The sequence below is a fragment of the Synechococcus sp. PCC 6312 genome, assembly GCF_000316685.1.
Lineage (GTDB): Bacteria > Cyanobacteriota > Cyanobacteriia > Thermosynechococcales > Thermosynechococcaceae > Pseudocalidococcus.
On record NC_019680.1, the window covers coordinates 600,702 to 612,481 of the forward strand.

Sequence of the window (11,780 nt, forward strand, 5' to 3'; positions counted from 1 at the left end):
TGGTTTCAGCCCGCCGATTTGAAATAGTATCGGACATACTAATGACGATTCCCTTGCTTGCGCCCCTCAGCCAGACTCCCTATGGATTATCAGGTTCTTCACCACAGCCCCGGCCGACTCCGCCTCCATATCCACCGATTACGGCACGATCGGGCCTATGGACAAACCTTAGAGAATCTGGTGTTGGCCTTACCCCTAGTCTTAGGAGCTAGGTTAAATCGGTTGGCCGCATCGTTAGTGGTTCATTACTACACCCCAGGCCTGGCCCCTGGCAATGCTGAAGCTCTTGTGGCCAAATGCTTAGACCAAGCGGATACGGCCCATCCCCTAGTCCCCACGGAACCCTTTCCCACCCCTAGTGCCACAGCGATTCGGGATTGGGAAGCCGAAGTTGAAGCTGAACGTCCTCCAGAATCCGATTGGGAACGTTTGGGATTTCCCTTGATGAGCTTGACGTTGGCCCTATTGGCGGCTCCTTGGGAGATTCCCCCCTTAGTTGTGGGTATTGCGGTTTTGGCCGGGGCCTGGCCTTGGTTACAACGGACTCAAGCGAGGTGGATCGAAGAACAGTCTATTTCGGTGGATTTATTAGATACCCTCTGGCTGGGGTTACATACCTTGAATGGAGAATTCATCGCGCCAGCCTTGAAAACCTCGCTTGTCTCTGGACGAGCAGACTTACGAGATCGCCGGCGCGAATTTAGCCCCTACCCCAGTTTTTTATTAAATTCCGATCAAGGTATCACCGTAGAGCGTGATCGAGAGCGTCTTAACTTAACGACCGTGGAACTTCAGCCAGGAGATCGGCTTTGGATTGAAGCTGGACAAATTATCCCCGTGGATGGGCCAATTGTGGCTGGGGTGGGAATGTTGGGCCTCGTCCATCAGGGACAAACACTCACCACCATTTCTGTAAAGCCAGAGCAATTTGTTTATGCCGGTTCGCAACTTTTGAGTGGGCAAATCCAAGTGGCCACAACTCGCGTCGGCTGGCAAACTCGCATTGGCCTGGTCACAGAACTTCGCCAAGCCGAACCCGTTTACGATAGCCAACTAGCCCAGGCCCAGGCCCAATTTGCCCATCAAGCCGTATTACCGACCTTAGCCTTATCGGGATGTGTATTAGCGGCAACTGGCAATTTAGCCCCGGCTTTAGCCCCCTTACAACTGGATTTTGGCAGTGGCATTCAACTCTCCTTACGCACCGTCTTTTTGTCTGCCCTGATTGCCGCAGCCCAGGCCGGGGTCTATGTTCCCAGTGCTGCACGTTTAGAATGCCTGGCCCATCTTCAGGTTTTAGTGGTGGATCAACGGGGCCTGGACATAACGCCTCTGGAAATGATGGAATTAGAATGCCTTGCGACCGATACTGGCTTAAAACTCTTCACCATCACTGGCCTAGCAGATGTGGACTGGCTCATGGAGTTAGATCAGACTAGGGGAATTGGAGTCATAACCGGGCCTGGGCAAGCCTTCGACTATTCACCTAATTGGTTAAGAATCTTCTGGGGGAGTCACACCATCCATCCCCAAGAACCAGAGATTGTTGTTCTTGAGCCGACGGTGAGAAAACTACACTGGGCGATAACAATTGCTCACCAGGCCCTAGCTCGCACCTATCAAAATACCGCTTTAATTTCTCTACCCAATCTAATTATAGTGGCCGCAGGAGTCATGACCGGGTTATCCCCTGTTATGAATGTTCTTACCAACAATGCCACGGCTTTTCTGGTGGAGTTTCTACCACAACCTCCCTTTTTGCCACCACCTGCAAGCAGGTCTCTCCTGCCATTACCTGGGCTGGGTACAGTTGCTCAGAATTTGCCCGAAAATGAGAAAAAGGTTAAATTATCGTAAACCCAGGCCACATCAGCCCCACAGACCTAATTGTAGGCCTTAGAATTTAAGCGAAGTGCTGTGAAGGAAGGCATTAACGTATGGCTGCTGATTTTGATCGGGGCATCATGAAATTCAAAGGGGCAGATAGCCGGCCGATGGTGGCAATCTCTGCGGTTCTCGTCCTCGGGTTTATTGGCCTTTTAATTTGGTGGGGGCTAAAAACCGCCTATGCCTTTAGTTAATTTTGGCCGGTCTAACTTTTGGTGGACTTAGAGCCTCTGGATAAGCGGCGGAGATAGGTTAACCCCTTCTGCTGGCGTTCGGGGCTGTAGTCAAGTCCAAGCATTTTATAGGCATCCTTATCGTGCAAGACCCGAAACTGAGGATAATTAATCAAAAACTTCCCATCTAGAGTGCGGACTTGTGAGGTACTGTCTTCCGGAATACCACCCAGTTCCTGAAATGCTTCTCTGGGGTATAGCCAAGGTTCCTCTGGGGGTTCATTACCCGTTGGGATAGATTCCTCCAGTTCGTGGAGCTTTTCCGAGAGTCCCTTGAAAATTTCCCCAGTTTTAGGGCCAGTTGTTTGAAACTTACGCAAGAACCATTGTTTAACACTATTGAAAAAATAGGCAAAAATTCGCACCGCAACTCGGAAAAATTGCTTCGCCACTGCCCCAAATCCAGCGGCCGCAGGTGGCTTCAGAAGTTGTTTCGGAATAGATTCGGGTGGCGGTTCAATAACCACAATGGTTGACCAACCACAATGGGGGCAAACTTGGCGGCCAGATTTTAATGGCACACCCAGCCGGGTCGCGCAGCGGGGACAAGTTTCTAGCATCTCACCCAAGTTCCATAGGAGACCTTGACCAATACTTTATCAGGATTAACCCTATAGTCTCTGCCCCTTGTCGCCTCCAGACACCAAACTGATCGGATAGGGAGTGAATTAGGTATTTGGGCAAACAAAAAGCCAGTCAATCACCTTGAGATTGCCGGCCTGGAGGATTTTAAAGTTCACAAACAAGCGGAAATGCAGTCCATTAGCCCCTCGTGAGGAAAAGCATCGGGTTGATAGCCCCGCGCCCCATGGGACGAATTTCAAAATGAACGTGAGGGCCAGTGCTGCGACCGGTGCTGCCCATATCTGCAATTAGCTCACCCTGCTGGACATATTGGCCTTCCCGAACCCGAAGCCGCTGATTATGTCCGTAAAGAGTTAACGTGCCATCATTATGCCGAATTTCGACTAGATTGCCATAGCCACCATCATTCCAGCGGGCGTAGGTAATAACACCCGGAGCCGAAGCTAAGACCGGCGTTCCTACAGGGGCGGCAATATCAATTCCCCGGTGCATCCGGCCCCAACGTGGCCCAAAGCCTGAGGTCAAGACCCCTTGGGCTGGCCAAATGAACCGCAAAGTAATGGAATTGGGTAAGTAGCGATCAGAGGGTTGGAGGGGGGGTAATTCGATATTGGGTAAGGTTGGCGCTGTGGACTGACGGGCAATGAGAGAAATGGGGGCCACCTCAGTGAGGCTAGAGGTTGTCCGAGCACTGCCCCGATTTGGATTGACAGAAGTTGATGTAGTCGTAGTTGTGGGAGTTGTAGGACTTACTGGAGGGGTTATACCAGGGAGTGTTCGGGGGAGGGTGACAGTCCGAGCCAGACGGATGCGTTGATCATTGCGGCCAATACTAACAGCAGTGCTACGAGTGACTGCGGCCTGGGGCAAGACCGTTTGATCTAGGGCCGGGAGAGACGCATCAGCCGGGTTAGTGGCTCTGTTTTGGGGGGCCAACGCAATGGGCTGTGTAGAGGCAGCGTTACTGTTAAGAGTTGTCACCGGGGCGGATTGCGAGGCGGCTTCTGTCTCGTTCATTAACTCTTCATAGACATTACCACCAACAGCCTGATAGCCAGGGATAGCAAACTTAGGAATCGAGGTTAAGTCTAGGGTGAGGTCTTGGTAAGGAGCACCACCGTGATCACGGAGATCAACAACCTTAAATGCGGTGTTTGCTGCCTCCTGATCTACATCCAGGCCAGTTACGGAGGGTAATCCAGCTAACGAAAGTTGCAAAGCTTGTAGGGTTGAGCCAATTAGTGCTGCTCCAGAATTTCTGCCACTAATCTTGGCTAAATCTGAGGTGACGGGGCTAAAACCAGTAAAATTCTCCCCAGCAAAGACGGAAAAGGGGCTTGGAGGCATCAGAGAGGAAGCAGGGGTTGTCTTCCTGAGGGAGAGTGTTGCTGGAGATCCCATACCAGTCAGTACAGGTGCAAAGGCTAAGGCTTGTCCAGGCACTGGGGTGAGTGCTGTGGTTTCGGGTAAGGCAAGAGTAGCCGCTTGGGTTGGAGAGACTCCCCCTAGGGTGAGTGCTGTAACTCCTACTGCCAGGCCTGTCACCATAGTACATTTTTTGCTAGTCCAGTTAAGAGCTTGGGCGACCCGATTGCAGGTTGAGGCAGTCACCCCTAGGCGGTTAGTGGAAAGCATCAAATGGAACCTCCTCATACAGTGATTCGTCTCTAATAGTTAGCCCTGACAGGGATACTTAACCTTAAAAAGAGCGATTGAGAGCAATACGTTTAGTTAGTACGCCCATTGCAGCAAGCTTATCCTACTGCTAGACGTAACATATCTAAACTTCTAGGTGACTTTACCGAATCTCTAGGGGGAGATCAAGCCTGTGACACTTTTAGCCAAGGCAAATTATTTTATATGAATAAAAGCATTTCTCAAAAAGATTCTGTCGTATTTTATTTTAGAATTTCCTGAGCCATTGCCAGGCCTGGGATTTCGGCAGATCTGGAGTTAACCCCTGGCGTTAAAATTGAGGGTAGGTTAATCAGATTATTGAAATTTTTGTTTGAATTGTATAGGTTCTTTTAATAATGTAGCGATGACTACTTTAGTTGCGAGAGAGCAACGCTTTCCCCAAGAAAAACCGAAACTACCTATCCAGATTATGGGTTCAGGCAGAGCGAACCATGCCAATTTAGTGGTGCAGTCTTCAGATTGGCACAGGGTTAGGAGTTGGGAAAGACCATGAATCGTTTCTTTAGAAAAACTTATGCAGTCTTTGGCAACCGTTATTGGTTCTGGGCAACCCGCTGTCATTCTCCAGATGGCCATGACAAAGGAGTTACACGCGTGGGTCGCCAAAAGGCAAATGGTAGGATGCAGATGAGCCTGGCACATATCACTTATATGTAGCCTGTAATCTTGATTGGACGTTTTATCCTATGGAAATTGTCGAATTGGCCGCGCGACTCCAGGCCCAGCTTGACCCAATGACAAATCTAGAAATTCTCGGAGTTGCCCCAATTGACCAGGCCCAGGAGAGCGATATCACGTTTCTCGCCAATCCCAAATATGCCCATAAGCTCCAGGATTGCCAAGCAGGAGCAATTCTTGTTAATGAAGATTTTGAGGCCCCTGCCCCCTGCCCCCTCCTACGGGTCAAGCATCCCTATTTAGCCTTTGCCCAGGCCATTGAATTGTTTTATCCACCGACACCGCTGCCAACCCAAATTCATCCCACTGCTGTGATTGGGCAAAATGTTCGCTTTGGTCAAGATGTGGCCATTGGGGCCTATGTTGTCATTGGAGACAATGTGGTGATCGGTGATCGGGTGACAGTCCATCCCCATTGTGTGATTTATCAGGGGGCGAGCCTAGGTGACGATACGCTCCTCCATAGTCATGTGGTGATTCGAGAGCAGGTCAAACTGGGCAATCAGGTGATTATCCAGAATGGAGTCGTAATTGGGGCGGATGGCTATGGGTTTGTCACCTTACCCAATGGACAACATCACAAAATCCCCCAAGTCGGGACGGTGGTGATTGAAGATCAAGTGGAAATTCAAGCCAACACCACCATTGATCGGGCAACCCTTGGGGAAACCCGCCTAGGCAAGGGCACAAAGGTAGATAATCTGGTTCAGATTGCCCATAACTGCACAGTGGGTCAGCATTCCCTCTTATGTGGACAGGTTGGCCTGGCGGGTTCAACCCAAGTCGGTAATCATGTAGTTCTGGCGGGACAGGTGGGGGCGGCGGGGCACTTAAGTATTGGGGATGGGACAATGGCTGGGGCCAAAACGGGCATTAATAATTCTCTCCCAGCCGGAAGTCGGGTCAGTGGTTATCCGGCGATGGATCATAAGTTATGGTTACGCATGGTCGCTGAACTTAAGCAATTGCCCCAATTAATAAAGCGACTCCGCAAACTCGAAAACCAGCTTTCCCAAGATTGACTCCCATCTGCCTATCCAGATCACGCCATCAATTCAGAATTACCCCAAGTTTCAGCCCCAAAGCCAGAAGTGTTGTCTAGGAGTCATTGCCTGACAGAATCAGACTCCACAGCCTCAAATAGTGAATCAAAAATTACTCGATCCATTCTCCAGACTCAAATTCCCTTGGGCAATAGGGAGCTATTGTAGGGATAACTCTGGATGACATTGGCTTAACATATTGGCCGCAAACTGTCCCATGTAGGCTTGGTTAAAGGGGAAGCTTTGGTCGTAGGTTTGGGTTTGACCTAAATCCAGGCAATTTTGGAAATAGGCACTAGCCCCTAGCGGAAACTGTAGGGAATTGAGGAACAGGCCAGCTAAATAATTCAAGGGCGGGTAGTGCGGATACCAGGCCAGGCCCCGTTGTCCAATCAAGCGCACCGTTTCCCAATCTTCTAGCTCTAACAATTTGCACCCGAGGCGATATAAGGCTTCTGGCAACGCGGGAAAGTTAGTGATCGGGGCATTATCCAGGAGGTGGGGCAAAATACGTTCAAAAAGTTCTTCCTGGCAGGCCTGGGCAGCAGCAGCTTGATCCGTAGCTTCATAGAGATCGCTGAGGGCAAACAACAAGGTTAAACTCAGGCCACGGGAAGCCCGAATTGCTTCCAGGATCGGGATATTCCGCGACTTAATTTTGCTCATCATCACATCGGGCCCATAGCCATAATGATCAATCACCAGGCCAGGTAAATGCTCAACCTGGGGAATTTCCGGTCGGAGGGAGACCAGTTGCTCATGGAACGGCTCGGCATAGCGCAAATAACTCTGATTCCGAAAGAGGCGAGTAATCCGAAAGGGGGAAAACTGGCTTTGGGTGGCGAATTCTTGACGGGTGAGAGTATAGACTTCAATTTCCGGGCGGTCCTGGAGTTGGGCTTTGAAATCAGGCGTTTCGACCCGTAAAACTTCATCCGCATCAAGGACTAATATCCATGATCCACAGGCCTGGTCGAGAGAATGATTCCGGGCGGCTGAAAAATCATTACCCCAGGCAAACTCAAAAACCTTGGCCCCAAACTCCGCCGCAATTTTAACAGTGTCATCCGTTGAGCCAGTATCCACCACAATTAATTCATCGGCATAGGGCTGCACACTCTCCAAACAGCGGCCCAACTGATGCGCTTCGTCTTTAACAATCATGCAGAGGGATAACAGGGGGGATTTCATAGTTATGGGAGATTAGTCAGGTAACGTGTTCGGGCGACCGTAGATCAAGAATCGGGCAATGACAGGATTATGGCAGGATTGAATCAGCTGCAGCCCAGTATCGGGCATTAATCTTAGCTTTGCCGTGATCATTTATAGCCAATGACTCGTGATTCCGAACCCCCAAAATACGCAGTTGGAGAGCAAGCCCAGCTTTTTTCCCGCCAACAACTCCGAGAAGCTGCCGCAACCTACACTGTTCAACCCGGCCTGGGCCTTTCCCCATCCCAACTCTTGGCCTGGCAGCAAAAAATTTACGACTATCAACAATCCCTAGATTGGCAATCTCCAGTGGCACAGCTTTCACTATTCGATCTCAACTCAGCCAAGCATCGTCAGCCAGAGACTAATTCCTCTGATCCGATCAAGAATTCCACAGACGATCAGCCACTTACTCAAAGCCTTAATCCCTTTACCCTCAAGCAACAAAACACGGAATTTTGGCGATGGCAAGCCAACACATCTGGACAACCCGCTCTTTACTTTGTCATTGATTACCACTGGCCAATCTTGCTCTATGTTGGGGAGACCTTGGACGATCAATCCCGTTGGCGAGGGGAACATGGCTGTAAACGCTATTTGCAAAACTATGTCACTGCTTTACGGACGGTTAATCTGCAGGTATCCGTGGGGATTGGCTTTTGGCCTGGGGCGGCGGCTGACCGGAAACTACGTCAACAGCAGGAACGAGAGCTAATTTTACATTGGCGTTCCCCCTTCAACAAAGAAAACTGGCAGTATTGGCAAACTCCCTTTGTGGACAGTTAAAGTAGCCACTAAAAAACCAGGCCACCTCCAAGGGCAACCTGGTCAAGCATTTTAAGTTGATTCAGCCAAAAATTTAGACGGCTAACACTTTCCGAGCTACTTGGGTTAACTCACCCTTGGCATATTTGGCAGCGTAGTCTTCCAAGCTGACTTGTTTGATTTTGCTGGCATTACCGGCTGTCCCAAACTGGTCATAGCGATCCGCACAAACTTTTTCCATGTATTTGATGGAGGGCTTGAGGAAATGGCGAGGATCAAACTCTTTCGGATTGGCCGCCAAGGCTTCCCGCACAGCCGCGGTGATCGCTAAACGATTGTCAGTATCAATGTTGACTTTCCGCACACCACTCTTGATCCCTTTTTGGATTTCTTCCACGGGCACGCCATAGGTTTCCGGGATCGCCCCGCCAAACTCGTTGATCAAAGCAATCAAATCTTCCGGCACAGAAGAAGACCCATGCATGACTAAGTGGGTGTTGGGCAAGCGGCTGTGAATTTCTTCAATCCGGCTAATGGCCAGGATTTCCCCAGTCGGTTTGCGGGTAAATTTATAGGCTCCGTGACTGGTTCCAATGGCAACGGCCAAGGCATCCACTTGGGTGCGCTCAACAAAATCAACAGCTTCATCGGGATCGGTCAAGAGCATGGAGTGGTCGAGTTCACCTTCAAACCCGTGTCCGTCTTCTGCTTCCCCTTTACCCGTTTCCAGGGAGCCTAGGCAGCCCAGTTCACCCTCTACAGAAGCACCAATGGCATGGGCCACTTTCACGACTTCACTGGTGACAGCGACATTGTAGTCGTAGCTGGCGGGGGTTTTGGCATCGGCTTCTAAGGAACCGTCCATCATCACACTGGTAAAGCCATTTTTAATAGCCGAATAACAAGTGGCCGGTTCGTTCCCGTGATCTTGGTGCATAACAATGGGGATATGGGGATAGGTTTCCACGGCCGCTAAGATTAAGTGACGCAAGAAATTTTCACCGGCATATTTCCGGGCCCCCCGAGAGGCTTGTAAAATCACTGGGCTATTAGTGGCGTTGGCAGCCTGCATAATGGCCTGGATTTGTTCCATATTATTGACGTTAAATGCGGGGATGCCGTATCCATTCTCAGCCGCATGATCCAAAAGCAGCCGCATGGGGACGAGTGCCATAAATTCCTCCTAAGGGTAATTTCCTGGTGTAAAACAACCTTAAATCTTATGGTCAATCTTAGGATACTTTGCCAACTGATGTTACGGCTTGGGGGCAGCGGGGCTGAAAAAAGCTGATTTACTGATGATGAGCACGATTCCAACGGCAAACAATTGGGTTGATTCCGGTTCAGTGGCATAATCAAGATTAACGCTGGGGCGAGAGGCATTGCTGTGTTATCGAAAGGATTTGAGGTTGAAATTTATACCGGCAGGCCCAATGGCAAGATTGTTGGTTTATCAGATCAAATTGTCCAGGCCTTAGATGGCTTTGTCCGTGAACCCGATAGCCGCAATGTGGAATATACAACGCCACCCGTTTATCTCTATGATCAAGCCCTTTGTGATCTGCTGCGGCCCAGGATGCGACTCCGGCGATATTTACGGGGCTTGGGGGACTATACCTTAATTCCAGGGAGCACCCTGTCTTTGGGGGAAAGCCAAACATTTTATCGCTCAGATCCCCAAAATCCCTATCATGACTATATTGAGCAGACCTATCACACCAAAGTTGTTACGGCTAGCATTCACATCAATGTTGGTATCTCAGATTTAGAAACCTTGATCCGGGCCTGCCGCTTAATTCGAGTCGAAGCCCCTCTGTTTTTAGCCTTAAGTGCTGCCTCCCCCTTCTTAGATGGTGAAGTCACGGGCTACCACTCCACCCGTTGGGCCGTCTTTCCGAAAACCCCGACCGTTGTCCCCCTGTTTACCTCACATCAGCATTTTATTGCTTGGACAAAAGAACAACTTGGCCTGGGAACGATGCAAAATGTCCGCCATCTCTGGAGTGCAGTCCGGCCCAATGGTGATCGCCGCCCCTATGATTTAAATCGCTTAGAACTGCGCATTTGTGACCTAGTGACCGATCCGATTTCTTTGTTAGCGATTACGGCTCTGTTGGAAGCTCGCTTACTCCAAGTCATCGAAAATCCTGAACTTGATCCTCTGATTCAAAGTAATTTAGTTCGCTCTGGCCTGGATTTGGCAGCCTTGGCCGATGAGAATGAAATTGCCGTGGCCCACCATAGCATGACCGCTGAGTTAAAACATTGGCAGGATGGACGAAAAATTTCCGCTTCTGATTGGATTAGTGAACTATACGAACAGGTTTATCCGACCGCCAAACAACAGGGGTTTAGTTGCTTCCTTAATCCAGTTAAGAAAATCCTCCGAGAGGGTAACACGGCTCAAAAATGGTTGAAGCAATATACTCAAGGTCAATCGGTAACGAGTATTATCCAAGAGGCAATTTTGCAACTCCAGGCCGAGGAATCAGATTTAGAGGATAAACTTTGTCAAACCTTGCCTGATTTAATTCCGGTTTAGTTGCTCTCACCTATGCCTCGTGTGGTTTTGATTTATCCCGAAATTCCGCCCAATACTGGCAATATTGCGAGATCCTGCGCGGCAACGGGAACCGAATTACATTTAATTGAACCCCTCGGTTTTCGGATTACGGATCGGGATTTGAAACGGGCAGGAATTGATTATTGGCCCTATGTGGATGTCAATTGTCACCGTTGTTGGGAGGAATTTCACGAAATGGCCCAGGCCCGGGGTGGTCGGTATGTGGGCTTTATGGCGCGGGGTAAAACAAATTATTGGGAGGTGAGGTATCAAGAAACGGACTGGTTGTTGTTTGGCAGCGAAAGTAGTGGGATTCCCCCGGAAATTGCCGCGGTTTGTGATGTATCTGCTTTTATTCCCATGCCCCAGGCCAAGGTACGGAGTTTGAATTTATCAGTCAGTGCCGCCTTGGGATTATTTGAGGCTTATCGTCAGTTAACGTTTGCTAAAGATTAGTAAATCAATTTTATTCAGATTTTTTAATCGCATTCAAATTCAATCGGTGCATCAAAAATTTCATCAACTGAAAACGAACAAACTTCTGGGAGTTCTGATAGTTTTAAGGGTGTTTCACGGTCAACTAAATCTAGTCCATTTAAATAGCCTTCAGCTATCGCTTCTGACCAATAGGACTTTAGACTTGGGTTTTTGCTGATTAGTCGCTTAATTTGCCGCCGCTGTTCTCGAATTGTAGCCTGCCAACTTTTACTACGGTATTGGGGTTGATATTGCCATTTCAATAAATGTCCCAACAGAATTCCCAAGCGATTTTCGAGTTCCTGTTGTTGCTGTTTACCCAATGCTGCAATCTCCTCGGCCAAGTTCTCAAAATCTAGCTGTTCAATGTTATGAGTGCGTAAATACTCTGCTTGCTTCTGAGTCCAGGCCTGGAAATCAAGATCGTAAAGAGAAAGAGGAGCAGAAATTTGAGGATTCATGTCGATGATGCAACCGTGAGCTAGAAACTGAACTGTTTTGTATCAGTACCCTTGATTTCTTGGACAAGAATATAATTGAAAAGAGATTTTTTCAGCCAGCAAACCAACCCTATTCTACTAGCCAATTTAAGATATTCCAGTACATCCCCATAATTTCACTATGATTACTAACAAAGTA

11 protein-coding genes are annotated in these 11,780 nt (G+C 49.0%); 6 read left to right on the forward strand and 5 right to left on the reverse strand.

Features of this window, described 5'->3' with window-relative positions; genetic code table 11:
• Positions 1 to 81: 81 nt before the first annotated feature.
• Both SYN6312_RS02875 and SYN6312_RS20055 read left to right on the forward strand, forming a co-directional pair.
• On the forward strand, positions 82 to 1,857 hold the full coding sequence (locus SYN6312_RS02875; RefSeq protein WP_015123363.1) for a cation transport ATPase: 1,776 nt from the start codon (positions 82 to 84) through the stop codon (positions 1,855 to 1,857).
• Positions 1,858 to 1,937: 80 nt separating this feature from the next.
• Positions 1,938 to 2,081 carry a hypothetical protein gene (locus SYN6312_RS20055; protein WP_015123364.1) on the forward strand — a complete coding sequence of 48 codons (144 nt, stop codon included), beginning with the start codon at positions 1,938 to 1,940 and terminating at the stop codon, positions 2,079 to 2,081.
• 11 nt (positions 2,082 to 2,092) lie between these two features.
• On the opposite strand, the gene SYN6312_RS02885 is transcribed toward SYN6312_RS20055, so the two are convergent.
• Together SYN6312_RS02885 and SYN6312_RS20905 are read right to left on the reverse strand one after the other, a co-directional pair.
• The gene (locus SYN6312_RS02885) at positions 2,093 to 2,680 is read right to left on the reverse strand and encodes a hypothetical protein (protein WP_015123365.1); all 588 of its coding nucleotides are present in this window, start codon (positions 2,678 to 2,680) and stop codon (positions 2,093 to 2,095) included.
• A 202-nt stretch (positions 2,681 to 2,882) separates the two neighbouring features.
• Positions 2,883 to 4,340, reverse strand: coding sequence for a M23 family metallopeptidase (locus SYN6312_RS20905; RefSeq protein WP_015123366.1), 1,458 nt, complete (start codon positions 4,338 to 4,340; stop codon positions 2,883 to 2,885).
• Between the two features lie 749 nt (positions 4,341 to 5,089).
• Between SYN6312_RS20905 and lpxD the strand changes: the two genes are divergently transcribed.
• Positions 5,090 to 6,103 (forward strand): UDP-3-O-(3-hydroxymyristoyl)glucosamine N-acyltransferase, encoded by a 1,014-nt coding sequence (gene lpxD, locus SYN6312_RS02900; RefSeq protein WP_015123367.1) that lies wholly within the window; start codon positions 5,090 to 5,092, stop codon positions 6,101 to 6,103.
• Between the two features lie 180 nt (positions 6,104 to 6,283).
• Here the strand turns inward: lpxD and SYN6312_RS18130 are convergent, their stop codons facing one another.
• Positions 6,284 to 7,315: a glycosyltransferase family 2 protein gene (locus SYN6312_RS18130; protein WP_015123368.1), complete on the reverse strand. Its 1,032-nt coding sequence runs from the start codon at positions 7,313 to 7,315 to the stop codon at positions 6,284 to 6,286.
• 141 nt (positions 7,316 to 7,456) lie between these two features.
• Between SYN6312_RS18130 and SYN6312_RS02910 the strand changes: the two genes are divergently transcribed.
• Positions 7,457 to 8,122 (forward strand): hypothetical protein, encoded by a 666-nt coding sequence (locus tag SYN6312_RS02910; RefSeq protein ID WP_015123369.1) that lies wholly within the window; start codon positions 7,457 to 7,459, stop codon positions 8,120 to 8,122.
• 73 nt (positions 8,123 to 8,195) lie between these two features.
• Here the strand turns inward: SYN6312_RS02910 and fba are convergent, their stop codons facing one another.
• The gene (gene fba / locus SYN6312_RS02915) at positions 8,196 to 9,275 is read right to left on the reverse strand and encodes a class II fructose-bisphosphate aldolase (protein WP_015123370.1); all 1,080 of its coding nucleotides are present in this window, start codon (positions 9,273 to 9,275) and stop codon (positions 8,196 to 8,198) included.
• 213 nt (positions 9,276 to 9,488) lie between these two features.
• Between fba and gshA the strand changes: the two genes are divergently transcribed.
• Both gshA and SYN6312_RS02925 read left to right on the forward strand, forming a co-directional pair.
• Complete coding sequence (gshA, locus tag SYN6312_RS02920; protein WP_015123371.1) at positions 9,489 to 10,643, forward strand: glutamate--cysteine ligase; 1,155 nt, start codon at positions 9,489 to 9,491, stop codon at positions 10,641 to 10,643.
• Positions 10,644 to 10,655: 12 nt separating this feature from the next.
• The gene (locus tag SYN6312_RS02925; RefSeq protein ID WP_015123372.1) at positions 10,656 to 11,120 is read left to right on the forward strand and encodes a tRNA (cytidine(34)-2'-O)-methyltransferase; all 465 of its coding nucleotides are present in this window, start codon (positions 10,656 to 10,658) and stop codon (positions 11,118 to 11,120) included.
• 23 nt (positions 11,121 to 11,143) lie between these two features.
• Here the strand turns inward: SYN6312_RS02925 and SYN6312_RS02930 are convergent, their stop codons facing one another.
• Positions 11,144 to 11,602, reverse strand: coding sequence for a DUF29 domain-containing protein (locus SYN6312_RS02930; protein ID WP_015123373.1), 459 nt, complete (start codon positions 11,600 to 11,602; stop codon positions 11,144 to 11,146).
• Between the last annotated feature and the right edge of the window lie 178 nt (positions 11,603 to 11,780).

Bases quoted from the DNA above. Each gene is read 5' to 3' on its own strand.
- fba (WP_015123370.1), bottom strand. From the start codon at position 9,275: ATGGCACTCGTCCCCATGCGGCTGCTTTTGGATCATGCGGCTGAGAAT.
- SYN6312_RS20055 (WP_015123364.1), top strand. From the start codon at position 1,938: ATGGCTGCTGATTTTGATCGGGGCATCATGAAATTCAAAGGGGCAGAT.
- SYN6312_RS20905 (WP_015123366.1), bottom strand. From the start codon at position 4,340: ATGCTTTCCACTAACCGCCTAGGGGTGACTGCCTCAACCTGCAATCGG.
- SYN6312_RS18130 (WP_015123368.1), bottom strand. From the start codon at position 7,315: ATGAAATCCCCCCTGTTATCCCTCTGCATGATTGTTAAAGACGAAGCG.
- SYN6312_RS02910 (WP_015123369.1), top strand. From the start codon at position 7,457: ATGACTCGTGATTCCGAACCCCCAAAATACGCAGTTGGAGAGCAAGCC.
- SYN6312_RS02875 (WP_015123363.1), top strand. From the start codon at position 82: ATGGATTATCAGGTTCTTCACCACAGCCCCGGCCGACTCCGCCTCCAT.
- SYN6312_RS02885 (WP_015123365.1), bottom strand. From the start codon at position 2,680: ATGCTAGAAACTTGTCCCCGCTGCGCGACCCGGCTGGGTGTGCCATTA.
- SYN6312_RS02930 (WP_015123373.1), bottom strand. From the start codon at position 11,602: ATGAATCCTCAAATTTCTGCTCCTCTTTCTCTTTACGATCTTGATTTC.
- SYN6312_RS02925 (WP_015123372.1), top strand. From the start codon at position 10,656: ATGCCTCGTGTGGTTTTGATTTATCCCGAAATTCCGCCCAATACTGGC.
- lpxD (WP_015123367.1), top strand. From the start codon at position 5,090: ATGGAAATTGTCGAATTGGCCGCGCGACTCCAGGCCCAGCTTGACCCA.